This is a genomic window from Pseudoalteromonas sp. Of7M-16, from assembly GCF_022347805.1.
Classification (GTDB): domain Bacteria; phylum Pseudomonadota; class Gammaproteobacteria; order Enterobacterales; family Alteromonadaceae; genus Pseudoalteromonas; species Pseudoalteromonas luteoviolacea_F.
Genome location: NZ_JAKRFY010000015.1, coordinates 1 through 14,536, shown reverse-complemented (window position 1 = coordinate 14,536; position 14,536 = coordinate 1). Strand labels below are relative to the sequence as shown.

Below are 14,536 nucleotides of genomic sequence, written 5' to 3'. Positions count from 1 at the left end.
TTCAAAGTCTACTGTAGATTGATGGGAGCCGTATTCTGTGTCAGAATGCGGCTTTATTTTGAACGCTGATCAGACACAAAGTATTTTTACTCTGTGTATCTCAATCAGTACTGAAGATAAGTCACATGCCATGTCAATCAACGCACACTTTTTGGTGTTAAAGCATGATCAAGAGCCTAGTACGCAAATCCCGGCTCATTTTGATCTTGCAGCGCGAAGTGCTGCAAAACTGTACCGTGCAGGGCAACGTGTTTTCATTTACGTAGATACGGTAGAAGACGCCCATGCAATTGACGAACATTTGTGGCAGTTCGACGCTGATAGTTTCGTACCACACAACCTACAAGGAGAAGGCCCTAAAGGTGGCGCTCCTGTAGAAATTGGCCAGATGCCCCCTGTAGGGCGACGTGCGATACTCATTAATCTTGCCACACATATCCCGGATTTTATCCGACGATTTGAGCAAGTATACGACTTTGTCCCTGTCGAGCCGATGGCCAAACAGGCTGCCCGGGAAAGGTTCAAACAGCTGCGCACCATTGGCGCAAATATTTCAACAAAAGAAATTGATAACTAAAGTATTTTTAAAGGTTCTGTGTAATGGATAAAACCTATAACCCACAAGATATTGAACAGTCTTTATACCAAGACTGGGAAGAAAACGGCTACTTTAAGCCTTCAGGGGAAGGCGACGCATACTCAATCATGATCCCGCCGCCAAACGTCACGGGTAGCCTACACATGGGCCATGCGTTCCAAGATACCATAATGGACACCTTAACGCGTTATCAGCGTATGAAGGGGAAAAATACTTTATGGCAAGTGGGTACCGATCACGCTGGTATTGCAACGCAAATGGTTGTTGAGCGTAAACTGGCAGCTGAAGAAGGTAAAACAAGGCATGACCTTGGCCGTGAAGAATTTATAGATCGTATCTGGAAATGGAAAAATGAGTCTGGCGGCACCATCACTAAACAGTTGCGTCGTTTGGGTGCTTCTGTGGATTGGGAACGTGAGCGTTTCACCATGGATGAAGGCTTGTCTGAAGCAGTTAAAGAAGTTTTTGTTCGATTATACAAAGAAGACCTAATTTACCGCGGAAAGCGCCTTGTTAACTGGGATCCAAAACTACATACAGCGATTTCTGACCTTGAAGTCGAAAATAAAGACAAACAAGGTCACATGTGGAATCTTCGCTACCCGCTAGCTGATGGTATAAAAACGAAAGATGGCAAAGACTACATTATCGTAGCAACCACACGACCAGAAACCATGCTAGGCGATACAGGTGTCGCAGTTAACCCTGAAGATGAACGCTATCAAGACTTAATTGGCAAAGAGATTTTATTGCCTATCGTTAATCGCCGCATTCCAATTGTTGCAGATGAGCATGCAGATATGGAAAAAGGCACTGGTTGTGTAAAGATCACGCCAGCACACGACTTTAACGACAACGAAGTTGGCAAGCGCCACCAGCTTCCAATGATCAACGTCTTCAATAAAGATGCAGCAGTCCTTGCACAGGGCGAAAGCTATACTTTTGATGGCAAAGAGCTTTCTCTAGATGCGCCAATTCCTGAACGTTTCCACGGCCTAGACCGTTTCGATGCAAGAAAGCTGATCATCGAAGAGTTTGAGCAAGCAGGTCTATTAGAAAAAATTGACGATCACAGTTTAACAGTGCCTTATGGCGACCGTTCAGGTGTCGTTATTGAGCCACTATTAACTGACCAGTGGTATGTTCGTGTTGCGCCACTTGCAGAGCCTGCAATTAAAGCCGTTGAAGACGGTGATATTCAATTTGTACCTAAACAGTATGAAAACATGTACTTCTCTTGGATGCGTGACATTCAAGATTGGTGTATATCTCGCCAACTTTGGTGGGGTCACAGGATCCCTGCTTGGTACGATGCAGAGGGTAATGTATACGTAGGCCGTGATGAAGCCGAAGTACGCAAAGAAAATAACCTAGCTGATGACGTTACCCTATCTCAGGACGACGATGTATTGGATACTTGGTTCTCCTCTGCCCTTTGGACATTCTCAACGCAGGGCTGGCCAGAAAATACCGAAGACCTTAAAGTCTTCCATCCATCTGACGTACTAGTAACTGGTTTTGACATCATTTTCTTCTGGGTTGCCCGCATGATCATGATGACTATGCACTTCGTGAAGAATGACGACGGTACGCCACAAGTACCATTCAAAACTGTTTACGTTACTGGCCTTATCCGTGATGAGAACGGCGATAAAATGTCAAAGTCAAAAGGTAACGTACTAGATCCTCTTGATATGATTGACGGTATTGATCTTGAAAGCTTGGTTACCAAACGCACTGGTAACATGATGCAACCTCAATTAGCGAAGAAGATCGAGAAAAATACACGTAAAACCTTTGTTGATGGTATAGAAGCGCATGGTACAGATGCATTACGTTTTACGCTTGCTGCAATGGCGTCTACTGGTCGAGATATCAACTGGGATATGAACCGTTTAGAAGGCTACCGCAATTTCTGTAATAAGTTGTGGAATGCAAGCCGCTATGTACTGATGAATACCGAAGAGCAGGATTGTGGTTTTAATGATGCACCTAAGCAATACTCGCTAGCAGATCGTTGGATCCTAGGTCAATTCCAAAATACTGTTCAAACTTTTACTGAACACCTGGATAATTACCGTTTCGATTTGGCTTCTACTACTATTTATGAGTTCACTTGGAACCAGTTCTGTGACTGGTATCTAGAGCTAACAAAACCGGTACTATTCAAAGGCAATGAAGAGCAACAGCGTGGCACTCGTCACACTTTGATCACCGTATTGGAAGGCCTACTGCGCTTAATGCACCCATTAATGCCATACATTACAGAAACAATCTGGAAACGTGTTGCCCCACTGGCAGGTATTGAAGCCAATACAATTATGCTTCAAGCATTCCCTGAATTTGATGCCAATACCGTTGATGAGCAGGCTATGGCCGACCTTGAATGGGTTAAACAGTTTATCCTTGCTATCCGTAATATCCGCGGTGAAATGGACATCAGTCCAAACAAGCCTCTAAGTGTGCTATTAGCAAATGTAAGCGAACAAGATCAGCGTCGTCTAGATGAAAACCAAGCATTCTTGAGTTCACTGGCAAAGTTAGAAGAGTTTACTGTACTAGCAAGCAAAGATGATGCGCCAGCATCAGCAACCGCGTTTATTGGTGATCTAGAAATTATGATCCCAATGGCGGGTCTGATTGACGTGGAAGCTGAATTAGCTCGTATTGCCAAGCAGCTTGAAAAAGCAGAAAAAGGCTTATCACAAGTAGAGAAAAAATTAGCAAACGAGAAGTTTGTTAACAATGCACCTGCCGCAGTACTTGAAAAAGAAAAAGCAAAACTCGCTGAGTTTAGTGATGCAAAAGCAAAACTACTTGAGCAAAAGACAAAGATTGAAACTCTTTAAATTTTGTTTATAAGTTCAATAAAAAACCACGCTATCTAGCGTGGTTTTTTATTATCAAACTTCACAAGTAAGTTTTACGAATTGCAATTAATACCCAATATTAAGCACACAGAGACGTGGTCTTTACGTTGTTGTGTATTTTTAAATCAAATTTTTAATAATGGTATCTAATATTACAATTGCTCAAACAGGCTATCTGTACTTAGCCCTTCATGTTGCAAAATATCTTTAAGCCGACGCAATGCTTCCACTTGGATCTGTCTTACCCGCTCACGAGTTAAGCCAATTTCCCGGCCAACGTCTTCAAGCGTTGATGGTTCATAGCCCAATAAACCAAAACGACGAGCAAGCACTTCACGCTGCTTTGGATTAAGCTCCCCAAGCCAATCAACAATATGTCGATTAATATCTTTATTCTGCACTTCACTTTCAGGTTCATAGCCCCTTTCATCCGCGATAATATCTAAAAGTGCCTTATCATTATCACCGCCAATTGGCGTATCCACGGACGTGATTTTTTCATTTAAGCGCAGCATTTTACTGACATCCTCAACGGGTCTGTCAAGGCACTCAGCTATCTCTTCAGCTGTTGGTTCGTGGTCAAGCTTTTGAGTAAGCTCTCTTGCTGTTCTCAAATATACGTTCAATTCTTTGACAACATGAATTGGTAGGCGAATAGTGCGGGTTTGGTTCATGATCGCGCGTTCAATGGTTTGTCTAATCCACCAAGTCGCGTAGGTAGAAAATCTAAAACCCCTTTCAGGATCAAATTTTTCCACAGCTCTTATCAGGCCTAAATTACCTTCTTCAATTAAGTCAAGCAATGCAAGACCGCGGTTGTTGTAACGACGAGCAATCTTCACAACCAATCTTAAGTTACTTTCAATCATTCTCTTACGAGAAGCTTCACAGCCCTTAAGGGCCTTTCTCGCAAAATATACTTCTTCTTCAGCACTAAGCAGCGGTGAAAAACCAATCTCTCCGAGATATAGCTGAGTTGCATCTAAGTTCTTAACTGAATCATCTTTGGCAAATATCTCTTCTTCACTATCGATATCTTCCAAAAGTTCTTCATTTGGACCATCTTCATTATCCCCGTCAAACTTATCGTCTAATTCCGGGTTCACTTTACTTTTCTGTTTTGCTGTTTGAGCCATAAGCATCCTCCCAAGCGAATAAGTGATAGTGTTCCATCAATACGTCGATACGCTATTTTTTAGGCAGATACCTTATTGGGTCTACGGATTTTCCTCTGTACCTTACTTCAAACCTCAAAGCTACCGAGCTTGCATCCGAACTCCCCATTTCGGCAATCTTCTGCCCCACTTTAACCTGCTGCTGTTCTCTTACTAGCAATTTGGAATTGTGGGCATAGGCACTAAGATAATCATCTGTGTGTTTCAAGATAATTAAATTGCCATAACCTCGTAATGCACTCCCTGCATAAACAACAATGCCACTTGCCGCAGCTTTTATCGATGTCCCTGTTTTGTTTGTGATCTGTATTCCCTTGTAGCCATTTTCTTTAATAGAAAAGCGTCTTGTCACTTTACCTACTGCGGGCCAATTCCACCGTACCTTTTTATTCAACAAAGCATTGGTGTCATTGGTTTTTTTACTGGCTTGACTTTGAACATACTCTCGTTGCTTAGGGGGATCAAGCTCTTTTTTTGAGGGTTTGTTATTTAAAGGTTTATTAGTTGTATATTTTTTGGTTTTTTGCGGTGGTTTTTTAGCCGTTTTGTTAGATTTTTTAGGATAGGTTAGTAAAATAGTTTGACCAGGATAAATGGTGTAGGGAGGCTTAATTTTGTTGATTTTGGCAACTGATCTAACATCTTTATTTGCACTAAATGCAATGGAAAATAATGTATCACCTTTTTTCACCTTATAGCGATTATTTTTGATATGAATTTTTTTTGACGATGTGGTCTTACCTTTACTCAGGTTGACTACTGGTGCAGGCGTATGAACAGATGAACAAGCTACGAGTGAACTACAAAGTAGACCTACTATTAAAAAGTTCGAACGTCTCACCCACATCCCATTAAATTCCATTATTTACATGCATGTGTACTTAAAAGTACTAATAAAAATCAATTTATCAGGGTTACCAATAATTTTCCTCATTTATTTACGTAATCGGTCCAGCAACAAGCGGAACAAACCTAACTGGAGCGATTGCCTGACGCGTTATTTGACCTTCTTGCTTCGTAAATAAGGTTAGCACTTGTTCTTCAACTCCCAGCGGAATAACCATCGCACCGCCATCTGCAAGTTGTGCTAGCAGAGGCTCAGGAACGACCGCTGCAGCCGCAGTAACAATAATACCGCTGAAAGGCGCCTTAGACTCCCACCCCTGCCAGCCGTCCCCATGTTTCATAGAAACATTGTACAAATCTAGCTGATGAAGGCGTCTTTTCGCCTGCCACTGTAACGCTTTAATTCTCTCTATACTGCACACAGTGTCAAACAGCTGTGCAAGAATCGCCGTTTGATAGCCAGATCCAGTCCCAACTTCGAGAATTTTATCTTGGATACCGAGTTGACGTAATACTTCCGTCATTTTTGCTACTATGTAGGGCTGAGAAATAGTCTGCCCTTGCCCTATCGGTAGTGCTGTATTTTCGTACGATTTATGCTTTAGCACATCGTCGATAAATATATGCCTAGGAGTATTGGCCATGATGTTTAAAACCGCTTCATCTTGTATACCTTGCGATCTCAAGCTTTCAATGAGCTTACTGGCACTGCGTTGATAGTTATTCAGCAAAACAGTTACTCCTGAGAAGACAGCCAAGTTGCTAGGCGTTCAAGACTCTCATGTGCCGTCATATCGACCGTCAAAGGTGTTATCGCTGCATACCCTTGTTTAACAGCATGAAAATCAGTCCCCTCACCGGCATCACTTTCAGTTCCAAGTGTTCCATACCAATAAATATCTCGGTTCCACGGATCTCTTTGTTTAGTCATTGTATCAGCCTTGTGTCGTGAGCCTAAACGCGTCACTTTAAACCCTTTCAGTTCAGACAAAGGAATATCTGGTACGTTGATATTAATGATTTGATCCTTGGGTAAAGGGTGACTATCCAGTGCTTTAATAATCTTCAGGGTCACAGCTGCTGCTGTTTCGTAGTGGGCTTCCTGTTTTGAGCAAAGGGATACAGCAATCGCAGGTAAACCTAAGTGTCGCCCTTCGGCGGCAGCGGCAACAGTTCCTGAATACAAGGTGTCGTCTCCTAAGTTTGCCCCATTGTTAATACCTGCTACGACAAGATCTGGTGGATCTTTAAGTAACTGATTGACACCCAAGTGAACACAATCTGTTGGCGTACCATTCACTGAAATAAAACCATTGTCTAATGTCGTTGTTCGTAACGGATTCAAAAGAGTCAGCGAATTACTTGCACCACTGCAGTTTCGATCAGGTGCCACTACGGTTACTTCCGCAAGTTCACTTAATGCTCTGAAAAGCATCTCAATGCCTTTAGCACTTACGCCATCATCATTGCTCAGCAGTATTTTCACGTTTCTAGTTCTCCATTCTGTGGCTTCTCAATCAAACTTACGTCTTTGTGTTCGATAAGCTCCCTGAGTACCGATGTAGCATAACACCCTTTTGGTAACTCAAAGCTCAATTGCAGTGTCTTGGTATCGATTGTTTTAACTTGCAGATCTTTTGGTACGACTCTCAAGCTCCGACGTTCATTTTTCAAGCCAAGTGACGCCAGGCCTTGATGCCAATCTGCAAACTCTTCTAGCCAAACTCGCTCAATCTCCGTGAGCCCTTTTTCGCCTTTTCCAACTAACGGCGCAGACAATAAAATATCGCCTTGGCTCAATCGCTCCACGATCTCGTCATTTAAATCGTCTTCAAAAAAAGCATTGCTTCCAGAAAGTAAGAAAACTTCTCTATGCCAAGTCTTAGCAAGGCCATGCTCTTTGACTCTGTTAGAGACAATCTGATTAAAAATGTATGACCTAGCAGCGGAAATAACAATACCACGCAGTTTTTTATCTCTAATATGCTCACCAGCAAAAAGGCGCTCAGCCATAGTCAAATTATGACCATCATGGCCAAAGCGTTGCTCGGCAAAATAATTTGGCACACCTTGCCTAACCGCATTGATGCGAGATAATACGTCTAAATGATTGGTGACGTTTCGTAAGGTGATCACGAACTGGTTACCTTTGTGGCAACCCGTCTTCAATTTCCGATTGTGTCGTATTTGATTGATGACCACCATGGAATCGGAGTTTAACTGCGAAAAGTCTATATGCTTTTTAATAGGCACAGGAACACTAAACCACTGTGTGCAAACACCGTGACGATCTTTTAGCCCAGCATAACTGACATCCCGTGGCGCAACGCCTGCAAACTTAGCGATTTGCTTAGCTAGGTAAGCTGTATTTTCACCGCGTTTTATAACTTGCAAGCACACGTGCTCGCCCTCTCCTGTAAACTCTATATCAAGTACTTCTTCTACGACAAAATCTTCTGGATTTTGTTTGAAGTCACCTTGAGCTTGCGGCTTACCGTAGAGGTAGTTCAAAGAAGCAATAACATCAAGCACTTATCTACACCTTAAAAAGTAATACAACGGCGTGGCTCGAAATGCCTTCTTTGCGACCCTCAAAGCCTAGTTTTTCAGTAGTGGTTGCCTTGACATTGACTTGTTCTAATTCGATTTGACAATCTGATGCTAAATTGGCTCTCATAGCATCAATATGCGGTCGCATTTTTGGCGCCTGAGCAACAATTGTTACATCCAAATTCCCTACTTTATAACCTTTAGCCGCCACTTGCTCAATCACTCTGCGTAACAGAATACGGCTATCGATATTTTCAAACTCATTGTCGGTATCGGGAAAATGTTTACCGATATCACCAAGGGCCAATGCTCCCAATAACGCGTCACACAGGGCATGTACTGCTACATCGCCATCGGAGTGTGCTATAAAGCCCTGCTCAAATTCTATTTTTTCACCACAAATAACCAGAGGCCCCTGGCCGCCAAATTTGTGTACATCAAAGCCATGACCAATTCTAAACATACTAAATACTCTTTTGCTGTTGTTCCATTAAGAAACATGCCAGCGCATGATCTTCTGGAGTGGTAATTTTTATATTGTCGGAGCGACCGGAAACTAACTGGACTGGCTGATTTGCTCTTTCCATTGCTGACGCTTCATCAGTTATCAACGCACCTTCTTCCAGTGCACCTTCCAACGACTGCAACAGTGCCTGATAGGGAAATAATTGGGGTGTTAAGGCTTGCCATAGTTGATCTCTTGGCACCGTGCATTCACTGTGCGTGTTACCTTTTTTAATTGTGTCCTTAACCCGACAGGCTAATATGCCACCTTCACCCGCTTTAATGCAGCTAGTAAGCAAGTTGTCGATATCAGTAACATCAACAAGAGGTCTGGCCGCATCATGCACCAATACCCACTCAGGAGGGTTGCTTTGCATTGATTTGAGGGCATTGAGCACCGAATCTGCGCGCTCTTTCCCCCCAGATACTCGAGTAACATTCAAATCAGCCAAGTTTAAATTCTCGAAATAACCATCTTCGTCACTAACAGCAACATATATTTGATTAATAATTTCAACTTGCGACAACTTGCTTAATGTATGCTCTAAAATGGTCTTGTCGCCGATTTTCAAATATTGTTTTGGATGGCTTAGCCCCATTCTGGAACCTACACCGGCCGCAGGGACTACTGCCGCTAATGATATTGCTTTATTCATAGTGTTTCTTTGGTAATACACGGATAAAAGTTTCATCAGGTTTGATCATACCCAACTCATGGCGCGCGCGTTCTTCAACACCTTCCAAGCCCAACTTGAGATCCTCAATATCCGCTTTCAGTAATTTATTTCTTTTGAGTAGTTCAGCGTTCATCTGTTGGTGAGTACTTACTGTCTCAGTTATTCTTCTATAGTCTTGTAAGCCATGATGACCAAACCATAGCTTATATTGAATGTAAGCACATAGGCAAAACAGCGCTAATTGAAATAAACGCATAAAACATACCTTAATATATAAACGCTGTAGTCATGTCGCCAATTGCGAGAATGTTAACTTGATACTATTTTCTTTTTTGTTACATTGCGCCAATTAATGCTGCTAGCTAGTAGCATCTCTCTTAGGCCAAGTAATCTCGGAGTTGCTATTTTATGATATTGCCAACGGTGACCACAACAGGCTGCTGTCATTAAAGCTTTACTTGGCTTCAATAAAGTGGAGTTTTTATCCTGTTCACCCCGACCTGCAAGCTCAAACCATCCAAACTGATTACAGTGAATTTGCGAAGGCTTTATTTGATCAATCATATCAATGCAGAGTCGTGTTTCATGCTCAACCGTAAGCATCACAGGAACTACAAGTCCAACTTCTGCATGCTGCTGATAATACCGTTGGACCACCGCTTGTTCTTGTGAAGGTATTTTTTTCTGGGTCGCAACCCAACAACCATTATGGCTGTCCAATTGCAATGGTACTTCACCCAATACAATGTGCGTTGCAGCTCGCTCTACATAGTAGGGTAAGCTTGCAAGCAATCTTTTTAGCCTTCCCGGATCGGACTCATTGGACAGAGTGTTGATTTCTCTTGTATAAAACACATTTACAAGCTCTGCAAAGACAAGCCGTGAAGCTTCATCTTGCCAGATCGTTGTTTGTTGCTTGCTAGTGTTACACTCTTCCAAAATCCCTCCTATATGAGGATTTTATATCATGGCATCACTTCTAAATACAGCCAATCCAGCAAAATAACAAGGCGGCGATTTAATTTCCTTTAGGTCGCTGCCCCAACTTAGCCTCTCCGGACTCTAAAAACTGTACAGCTGCATCACGTTTTTTACCGAGTAATAAGCTACCATCAACTAAAAACATGAAGTTTTGCCAGCAGCGTTTGAACACACCAAACTGTGTCTCAATAACATGCTCCCTCGACAGGCAAAAATAGACGGTTGTATTGTCTTCCCACTGCAAATATTCTGTGATCTCTGCAGGTAATAGTGGTTCCCCTTCCTCCCACTTCCCTTCCCAATCAACGACCTCTTCCCAGTTATCTTCTTTACCAGCCCAATCTGTGGGTGTAAAAAAGTCAGGGTGATCTTGCTCTCGGCTAACCATAGTACTCCAAAGAACAGCCGCACGCTGTGCTGTCATGGGTTTAATTTGGGCCAAGTCCTCCTCTTCAATCGGGAGGTCCTTATGTCTGAAAACCCATGCTTTCTTGAAATCGCCAAGCGCAATATAATTCATGTATTAAAACCTTACTTCATAGATAAACGAGCATACACACTCGCTTTTGAATAAACCAATTATACCCAGTCATATAAGGACTCAACAATGCCTAACCAAGTTAAAAAAGGGATATACCGTCATTACAAGGGTAAAGAATACCAAGTATTGTTTGTTGCAACCCATAGTGAAAGCGAAGAACCCCTTGTGATCTATCAAACTCTATATGGAAACTATGACCATTGGGCAAGACCACTAAACATGTTTACTGAAGATGTCATTGTTGATGGTAAAACACAGCCTAGATTTCAATTTGTGCGTGATGAATGAAATTTGATAGTGAAAATAGATATGTGGCAAACTGACATCATGATCTCCTCAGACCACAATAAATAATGTTCAAAGGCACAAGTACATATATAGCAACAGCTGCACTACAGCAGGCGGTTAATGCCGCCATTCTTTTGGAGAAACCACTGCTTATTAAAGGTGAACCAGGTACAGGCAAAACCTTGTTAGCAGAGGAGCTCGCACAAAGTTTAAACACAGAATTAATTCAATGGCACATCAAGTCTACAACCAAAGCTCAGCAAGGCCTTTATGAATATGATGCGGTCTCGCGTCTGCGTGATAGCCAGTTAGGCGATGAACGTGTTCATGATGTCAATAACTACATAATAAAGGGCAAATTGTGGCAGGCCTTTTCGGCAAATAAACGACCCGTTCTCCTCATAGATGAAATAGACAAAGCCGACATTGAATTTCCAAACGACCTCCTGCTCGAACTCGATAAAATGGAGTTTCATGTTTATGAAACACAACAACAGGTAAAAGCGAATATTCGACCTATCGTCATCATTACGTCAAATAATGAAAAAGAGTTGCCAGACGCGTTTTTGCGCAGATGCTTCTTCCACTACATCGACTTTCCATCAGCTGAAGAAATGAAAGCCATTGTGGATGTGCATTTTCCAGACATAAAGGCAACGTTGTTAAATCAAGCTCTGGAAGTATTCTTCAATTTGAGAGACATAAGAGGCCTTAAGAAAAAGCCCAGTACCAGTGAGTTATTAGACTGGTTAAAGTTACTCCTTGCCGAAGATATCGACGCGGCAACACTGCAAGATAAGACACACCAAGGTGGTCTTATGCCTTTATTTGGCGCTTTGTTGAAAAATGAGCAAGATGTCACCTTAATTGAAAAGCTCGCTTTTATGAGTAAAAGATAATGCTCATTGAGTTCTTGTTTACTCTGAGACGACACGGCATTAAGGCAAGCCTAAGAGAGCTATTGGATTGCCTAGCTGCACTTGAAAAAGGGCTATGCTTTGGTAACGTCGATGATTTTTATACGCTCTGCAAAGTGATCTTTGTTAAAGACGAAACTTTGTTTGATAAATTTGACCGTGCGTTTGCTGAGTACTTTGAGGGTGTTGCGCAAGTAGACCCTGCCAGTGCACTTCAACAACAAGCCTTGCCCGCAGACTGGTTGAGAAAAGAATTCGAGAAACAACTTAGCGCTGAAGAAAAAGCAAAACTCAAAGCATTAGGTGGTTTAGATAAGCTTATGGAAGCACTTAAGAATCGCCTTGAAGAGCAGCAAAAACGGCACGCAGGCGGCAACAAATGGATCGGCACAGGTGGTACATCTCCGTTTGGGGCATACGGATATAACCCTGAAGGAGTTCGTATTGGTCAACCTGAAAGCCGCCATCGACAAGCCGTGAAGGTGTGGGACAAACGGCAATACAAAAACCTCGATAAAGATGCAGATCTCAGTAGCCGAAATATGAAACTAGCGATTAAACAGCTGAGAAAGTTTGCTCGCAGTCATGAGAGTGAGGAGCTTGACCTTAACAACACTATTGAGGCGACAGCAAAACAAGGTGGTCTGTTAGATGTTAAAATGGCGCCTCAGAGACACAATACCATCAGCGTACTCATGTTGTTTGATATCGGTGGCTCAATGGACGATCACATCCAAATTTGTGAACAGCTTTTTAGCGCAGCTCACAGCGAGTTTAAACACTTAGAGTTTTTCTATTTTCATAACTGCGTATATGAGCACGTTTGGAAAGACAATGAGCGATTAAACGACTCACTGCTTGATACCTACCAACTTATTCATAAATTCGGCAAAGATTACCGTTTAATATTTGTTGGGGATGCGACGATGGGCCCGTACGAAATTACCTACCCAGGTGGGAGCGTAGAGCATTGGAATCAAGAACCAGGCAGTGTGTGGTTGCAACGCCTAACCGATCATTTCGACAAAGTCGCTTGGCTAAACCCGCAGCCAAAAGACTATTGGCCTTATTATCAATCTATTGAGCAAATTGAAGGGCTCATGGAGAAAAGAATGTACCCGCTAACACTGGAGGGTATTGCTCAAGCCGTAAAAGCACTGACATAACAACAACCCTTTTCCATTAGAAGGCCCGTGTATCAATACCATTGCCCGGGCTAAATCTAAGAGATGATGACTACAAATTTTTTGACCATGGCTGATACACCTTTATATTACAAATGAGTTTGTTGAGGTATTAGAAGAATTAATAGGAGAACAAGAAATAGGGCGTAAGCTTAAAATCCTAAAAACGTCAGTAAAACATGCCGAACAGAGAGTATCTCGTTACACTGTTATCGTTAGAAATGTGGTTATGCCTCCATAGGTGAAACAGACTTAATGTATTTAAAATCACGGCTAAACAATCTGCTGCCGGAACTGCCCAATAATCTAAGACAAGCTAAAGTTAGCCGATATATCGCATAACCGCATGATTCAAAGGCCTCTATATCAAACAATTAAAACGTCTTATTTAGACATGAATTCAATCGGTTTCCTCAAAACCTTCGAACTTATTAAGTCGAGTCTTTTCGGCGATATGAAAAATAACCTCTGGAGCATCTCGTTCAATTTGAAATTCGATGCTTGACCTTTTCAGACATAAAATAAGCAATAAGTTACATAAGTTTCAATACATAATCATTGTTGAGGCGACTCTTATTAGAGCCTAACTTAAAAGTTTGTGAAAAACATAACCGAGTCTGCGCGATAAACTTCCTTTTCCCATAAAAATGATCTGAGCGGACAACAATCATGAACTTCAATTTTGAAAACTCTCTTCGTAATTCAGAACTAATTTCAGGAACTGAAGTGCTAAAGGCTACCGACAGCGAGCGCAGTGAGCACGGTTCTTTTACATAAGATAAATAACGTGCAAAATGTAACGTCTGCGAGCGAAGTGAGTGCGTTCAGTTTGCGCAAGGTGAATATCGTGCAAAGTGTTAATGACAATGAGCGAAGCGAATACGTTTACTTTGCGCAAGGTGAAATGAGCCATTTTGACCATTGCTAAGGCAATCACCTCTAACACCTAGCTAGTATCATAAAACATGGATCCTGAAGCGAGTTCAGGATGGCGGTAGCAAACAACGCGATTGTTCCCACCCTCCTCGTCCCCCTGAACTTGATTCAGGGTCTAAAGTGCAAAAGGTTACCGACAGCGAACGCAGTGAGTACGGTTCTTTTTCGCAAGGTGAATAACGTGCAAAATGTAACGTCTGCGAGCGAAGCGAGTACGTTCAGTTTGCGCAAGGTGAAGTGAGCTGTTTTGACCATTGCTAAGGCAATCACCTCTAAAACCAAGCTACATCAGAAACCATGGTTCCTGAAGCGAGTTCAGGATGACATCGTGCAAAAGGTTACCGACAGCGAACGCAGTGAGCACGCTTCTTTTGCGCAAGGTGAAATGAGCCATTTTGACCATTGCTAAGGCTATCACCTCTAAAACCAAGCTACATCAAAAACCATGGTTCCTGAAGCAAGTTCAGGA

17 protein-coding genes are annotated in these 14,536 nt (G+C 42.3%); 7 read left to right on the top strand and 10 right to left on the bottom strand.

Annotated features, from left to right (window positions below):
• The first annotated feature begins 130 nt into the window (after positions 1-130).
• Complete coding sequence (locus MHN81_RS15650) at positions 131-577, top strand: DNA polymerase III subunit chi (RefSeq protein ID WP_036976329.1); 447 nt, start codon at positions 131-133, stop codon at positions 575-577.
• Positions 578-600: 23 nt separating this feature from the next.
• Positions 601-3,447: a valine--tRNA ligase gene (locus tag MHN81_RS15645; RefSeq protein WP_239426182.1), complete on the top strand. Its 2,847-nt coding sequence runs from the start codon at positions 601-603 to the stop codon at positions 3,445-3,447.
• Between the two features lie 173 nt (positions 3,448-3,620).
• Here MHN81_RS15645 and rpoS read toward each other — a convergent pair whose 3' ends face one another.
• The 10 genes from rpoS to MHN81_RS15595 form a co-directional block, all read right to left on the bottom strand.
• Entirely contained in the window at positions 3,621-4,604 is a 984-nt protein-coding gene (gene rpoS, locus MHN81_RS15640; protein WP_023399458.1) for an RNA polymerase sigma factor RpoS, read from the bottom strand.
• A 52-nt stretch (positions 4,605-4,656) separates the two neighbouring features.
• Complete coding sequence (locus MHN81_RS15635; RefSeq protein WP_023399457.1) at positions 4,657-5,490, bottom strand: peptidoglycan DD-metalloendopeptidase family protein; 834 nt, start codon at positions 5,488-5,490, stop codon at positions 4,657-4,659.
• A gap of 91 nt (positions 5,491-5,581) precedes the next feature.
• Complete coding sequence (locus MHN81_RS15630) at positions 5,582-6,220, bottom strand: protein-L-isoaspartate(D-aspartate) O-methyltransferase (protein ID WP_023399456.1); 639 nt, start codon at positions 6,218-6,220, stop codon at positions 5,582-5,584.
• A 5-nt stretch (positions 6,221-6,225) separates the two neighbouring features.
• Positions 6,226-6,975, bottom strand: coding sequence for a 5'/3'-nucleotidase SurE (gene surE / locus MHN81_RS15625; RefSeq protein WP_023399455.1), 750 nt, complete (start codon positions 6,973-6,975; stop codon positions 6,226-6,228).
• Positions 6,972-8,009, bottom strand: coding sequence for a tRNA pseudouridine(13) synthase TruD (locus MHN81_RS15620; protein WP_036976323.1), 1,038 nt, complete (start codon positions 8,007-8,009; stop codon positions 6,972-6,974). The genes surE and MHN81_RS15620 overlap by 4 nt, the downstream gene beginning before the upstream one ends.
• A 16-nt stretch (positions 8,010-8,025) precedes the next feature.
• The gene (gene ispF / locus MHN81_RS15615; RefSeq protein ID WP_023399453.1) at positions 8,026-8,502 is read right to left on the bottom strand and encodes a 2-C-methyl-D-erythritol 2,4-cyclodiphosphate synthase; all 477 of its coding nucleotides are present in this window, start codon (positions 8,500-8,502) and stop codon (positions 8,026-8,028) included.
• A 1-nt stretch (position 8,503) separates the two neighbouring features.
• Complete coding sequence (ispD, locus tag MHN81_RS15610) at positions 8,504-9,199, bottom strand: 2-C-methyl-D-erythritol 4-phosphate cytidylyltransferase (RefSeq protein ID WP_023399452.1); 696 nt, start codon at positions 9,197-9,199, stop codon at positions 8,504-8,506.
• Entirely contained in the window at positions 9,192-9,476 is a 285-nt protein-coding gene (gene ftsB, locus MHN81_RS15605; protein WP_023399451.1) for a cell division protein FtsB, read from the bottom strand. Before ftsB ends, ispD begins: the two co-directional genes overlap by 8 nt.
• 53 nt (positions 9,477-9,529) lie before the next feature.
• On the bottom strand, positions 9,530-10,159 hold the full coding sequence (locus tag MHN81_RS15600; protein WP_023399450.1) for a hypothetical protein: 630 nt from the start codon (positions 10,157-10,159) through the stop codon (positions 9,530-9,532).
• 79 nt (positions 10,160-10,238) lie between these two features.
• Entirely contained in the window at positions 10,239-10,721 is a 483-nt protein-coding gene (locus tag MHN81_RS15595) for a DUF2947 domain-containing protein (protein ID WP_239426181.1), read from the bottom strand.
• A gap of 87 nt (positions 10,722-10,808) precedes the next feature.
• On the opposite strand from MHN81_RS15595, the gene MHN81_RS15590 reads away from it, so the two are divergent.
• The 5 genes from MHN81_RS15590 to MHN81_RS15570 all read left to right on the top strand — a co-directional run bounded on the left by MHN81_RS15590 (position 10,809) and on the right by MHN81_RS15570 (position 14,476).
• The gene (locus MHN81_RS15590; RefSeq protein WP_023399448.1) at positions 10,809-11,030 is read left to right on the top strand and encodes a DUF1653 domain-containing protein; all 222 of its coding nucleotides are present in this window, start codon (positions 10,809-10,811) and stop codon (positions 11,028-11,030) included.
• A 65-nt stretch (positions 11,031-11,095) separates the two neighbouring features.
• On the top strand, positions 11,096-11,929 hold the full coding sequence (locus MHN81_RS15585) for a MoxR family ATPase (RefSeq protein ID WP_023399447.1): 834 nt from the start codon (positions 11,096-11,098) through the stop codon (positions 11,927-11,929).
• Complete coding sequence (locus tag MHN81_RS15580) at positions 11,929-13,113, top strand: VWA domain-containing protein (protein ID WP_023399446.1); 1,185 nt, start codon at positions 11,929-11,931, stop codon at positions 13,111-13,113. The genes MHN81_RS15585 and MHN81_RS15580 overlap by 1 nt, the downstream gene beginning before the upstream one ends.
• An 805-nt stretch (positions 13,114-13,918) precedes the next feature.
• On the top strand, positions 13,919-14,059 hold the full coding sequence (locus MHN81_RS15575) for a hypothetical protein (protein ID WP_239426180.1): 141 nt from the start codon (positions 13,919-13,921) through the stop codon (positions 14,057-14,059).
• A 255-nt stretch (positions 14,060-14,314) separates the two neighbouring features.
• Positions 14,315-14,476: a hypothetical protein gene (locus tag MHN81_RS15570; protein ID WP_239426179.1), complete on the top strand. Its 162-nt coding sequence runs from the start codon at positions 14,315-14,317 to the stop codon at positions 14,474-14,476.
• Positions 14,477-14,536: the final 60 nt, after the last annotated feature.

What these genes read in the sequence shown, in the direction of transcription:
- MHN81_RS15590 (WP_023399448.1), top strand. Translation starts at nt 10,809, where the DNA reads ATGCCTAACCAAGTTAAAAAAGGGATATACCGTCATTACAAGGGTAAA.
- MHN81_RS15595 (WP_239426181.1), bottom strand. Translation starts at nt 10,721, where the DNA reads ATGAATTATATTGCGCTTGGCGATTTCAAGAAAGCATGGGTTTTCAGA.
- ispD (WP_023399452.1), bottom strand. Translation starts at nt 9,199, where the DNA reads ATGAATAAAGCAATATCATTAGCGGCAGTAGTCCCTGCGGCCGGTGTA.
- MHN81_RS15585 (WP_023399447.1), top strand. Translation starts at nt 11,096, where the DNA reads ATGTTCAAAGGCACAAGTACATATATAGCAACAGCTGCACTACAGCAG.
- rpoS (WP_023399458.1), bottom strand. Translation starts at nt 4,604, where the DNA reads ATGGCTCAAACAGCAAAACAGAAAAGTAAAGTGAACCCGGAATTAGAC.
- ispF (WP_023399453.1), bottom strand. Translation starts at nt 8,502, where the DNA reads ATGTTTAGAATTGGTCATGGCTTTGATGTACACAAATTTGGCGGCCAG.
- MHN81_RS15580 (WP_023399446.1), top strand. Translation starts at nt 11,929, where the DNA reads ATGCTCATTGAGTTCTTGTTTACTCTGAGACGACACGGCATTAAGGCA.
- MHN81_RS15650 (WP_036976329.1), top strand. Translation starts at nt 131, where the DNA reads ATGTCAATCAACGCACACTTTTTGGTGTTAAAGCATGATCAAGAGCCT.
- MHN81_RS15645 (WP_239426182.1), top strand. Translation starts at nt 601, where the DNA reads ATGGATAAAACCTATAACCCACAAGATATTGAACAGTCTTTATACCAA.
- MHN81_RS15635 (WP_023399457.1), bottom strand. Translation starts at nt 5,490, where the DNA reads ATGTGGGTGAGACGTTCGAACTTTTTAATAGTAGGTCTACTTTGTAGT.
- ftsB (WP_023399451.1), bottom strand. Translation starts at nt 9,476, where the DNA reads ATGCGTTTATTTCAATTAGCGCTGTTTTGCCTATGTGCTTACATTCAA.